Source organism: Pseudomonas sp. P5_A2_2 (assembly GCF_054177685.1).
The window spans coordinates 1-2,247 of the sequence record NZ_JBGCUL010000742.1; the positions used below are offsets into that span (position 1 = coordinate 1).

General features: G+C 61.1%; 2 protein-coding genes. Both read right to left on the reverse strand.

What is annotated here, in order from left to right; translation table 11 throughout:
• A partial coding sequence (locus ACXRVY_RS25050) for a response regulator (protein ID WP_458238525.1) occupies nucleotides 1-528 on the reverse strand: 528 nt, incomplete at its 3' end.
• A 75-nt stretch (nucleotides 529-603) separates the two neighbouring features.
• Nucleotides 604-2,247 (reverse strand): PAS domain-containing sensor histidine kinase (locus tag ACXRVY_RS25055; RefSeq protein WP_458238526.1); only part of this gene is annotated, 1,644 nt, incomplete at its 5' end.

Below are 2,247 nucleotides of genomic sequence, written 5' to 3' on the forward strand. Positions count from 1 at the left end.
GCTCAGCGCCAGTTGCTGGGCGATGTCGTTGACGTTAGCGCCCTGGGCCAAGCGTTCGAACACGGAAAATTCGCGCTCGGAGAGCAACGAGTGCAATGGACGCGAGTCGGTCAGGCCGACCTCGAAGACCATGCGGTCGGCCAGTTCCGGGTCGATATAACGCCCGCCAGACGCCACTTTGCGAATGGCCGTCAGTAACAGTGCCGGATCGCTGTCTTTGGTTGCATAACCGGCAGCCCCGACCTTCAGCGCCCGGGCGGCCATCTGCGCTTCGTCGTGCATCGACAACACCAGGATCGCCGGTGGATTGTTCAGGGCGCGAATCCGCGGAATCGCTTCCAGACCGTTGACGCCTGGCATGGAGATGTCCAGCAACACCACTTCGCAGGGCACATGACGCAAGGTGTCGAGCAACTGCTCGCCATTGCTCGCCTCCCCCACCACCAGCAGGTCCTTGGCCAGGCCAATCAGCTGCTTGATGCCTTCACGGACGATGGTGTGGTCTTCGGCTACCAGTACACGGATCACAGACTTCTCCAGATTCAAGATCTATCGCGAGCAGGCTCGCTCCCACAAAGGTGTCAGCCCAGACAACATTAAAAATCAGGCCCCACCCAATGGCACCCGCACACTCAGGGTCGTGCCTTCACCCGGCTCACTCTCAAGGGATAACTCACCACCCATGATCAATACCCGCTCGCGCATGCCGACAATCCCAAAGGACGCTGGCCTGCCAAGCGCGGCGACAAATCCTACACCGTCATCGCTGACCGTCAGACACAACTCGTCGCCTTCCAGCGCCAGCGTCAGTTCGACAGTATGCGCCTGGGCGTGGCGCATGACATTGGTCAGCGCTTCCTGAAGGATCCGGAACAGGCCGATAGCCTTGGCGTCGCTGAGCACCGGGAGATTGTCCGGCACCTGCACCAGACACGGGATCTGCGTGCGCGCCTCAAACCGTCGGGCCTGCCATTCGATGGCCGAGGCAATACCCGCATCGAGAATCGGCGGGCGCAATGCAGTCGCCACGTCGCGAACCAATTGGAAGAGTTGAGCGATCAGGCGTTTCATGCTGCCCAGGCGCTCGTTAAGGCCTGGATCGAGTTGCGCGTAAGCCAGTTCGCACATGGAGGTTTCCAGCTTGAGCACGGTCAGCATCTGACCCAGCTCATCGTGAACTTCCCGGGCGATGCGCGCCTTTTCTTCTTCGCGCACGCTTTCCAGGTGCGCGGACAACTCACGCAGTTGTTCCCGGGAGCTGGCCAGTTCAAGTTCGATGCGCTTGCTCTCGCTGATGTCCCAGACGATACCGTCCCAGACATAGGCTCCGTCTTCCAGCTGACGGGTGATGGCCTTGATTTCCGCCCATCGCTGTTCGCCCTGGCGCGTGAGAATTCGACCTTGCCACGACCAGTCGCTGTCGGTATCCAGCGCATGATCCTGGGTCTGGTGATAGCTGGCCCTGTCATCCGGATGCACGATGCTGCGCAGGCCTTTATCGCGATGCGCCAGCGTGGCTGGCGAATAACCCACCAGGCTTTCGCTGCCTTCGCTGATGTAGGCAAAGTCGATCTGACCGGTCACCGGCGCCCGCTCCAGGCGGAATACCAGCCCCGGAACATTGGCGGCGATGCCTTGCAGCCGCGCCTCGCTTTCCTGCAAGGCGGCCAGAGCACGGCGCCGCTCGGTGACGTCGTTGAGGTAAACCACCAGGTATTCGCCATCGCGAAAGCGCAGAAAACTCAACGAGACATCGGTCGGCAGAATGCTGCCGTCAGCGCGCACGCAATTGGTTTCGAAGCTTTGCGGGCCTTCTTCACTGGCCCGGGCGCGCTTCCACAGATTCAGCCAGCGGTCCATGTGCAGGCCGGGTTCGAAATCGATCAAGGGCCGATCAATGATCCCGCCAGCCGGATAGCCAAGCATGCTTTCCGCCGCGCGGTTGGCGTAGCGCACGTGGCTGTCCCAGTTGACCCAGAGGATACCGACGGTGCTTTGATCGATGGAAAACTGGGTGAGCCGCAATGCCTCTTCGCTGGCGGCGCGCAAGGCAATGTCTTCCTGCGCGGCCAGCAGGCGCTGTTCCAGGTTGTGCTGCTGGCGACGCTGCCAGAACACTATGGCCATGCAGCTCAACGCCAGCACGGCCAGCAATAAACAGAGGTTTTGCCAGAAACCCGGGGACTCGGTGAGCCGCGGGTACTTGGGTTGCAGCCATTGATTGTGCAATTGCTCCAGGTCCTTGGC